This is a genomic window from Burkholderia alba (genome assembly GCF_034721475.1).
Lineage (GTDB): Bacteria > Pseudomonadota > Gammaproteobacteria > Burkholderiales > Burkholderiaceae > Burkholderia > Burkholderia alba.
This window is the reverse complement of the sequence record NZ_JAWJWL010000192.1, coordinates 1-357: the sequence shown is the minus strand read 5'-3', so window position 1 is coordinate 357 and position 357 is coordinate 1. Positions and strand designations below refer to the sequence as shown.

Annotated in this window: 1 pseudogene; it reads right to left on the bottom strand. The window is 62.2% G+C overall.

The window, feature by feature from the left end:
• Positions 1-357 (bottom strand): annotated as a pseudogene (locus RZR99_RS33180) (chromosome partitioning protein ParB); the annotation flags it as partial.

The following is a 357-nucleotide window of genomic DNA, read 5'->3' as shown; positions in this document are numbered from 1 at the left end:
TTTTCCTTCCGCGTGAATTCCCGGCGCTCCGGCGACAGGCGGCCATAGCGCGCCATGTCGGCATGGTCACGCTGCATGCGCGACTCGACCCATGACCAGCCTTCCGCCTCGACATCAACGGCAACGGCGCTCAATTTCTCGACGGCCAGCCGATTCAGCAATTCGATGTCGCCAACGTAGCCGGGATTCTGCCTATCGCTGAACAGGTCGCGGCGCACATAGCCGCCCGCTTCCTCATACGCGTCGAGGCCGACGAAGGCAACGATGGGATTGTCATCGGCGCTGATCTCGGCCTGCGTGATCGTCGCCTTGATCTGTCCGGGCGCGCGTTGCCAATCACTCTTCGCGTCAAACCAT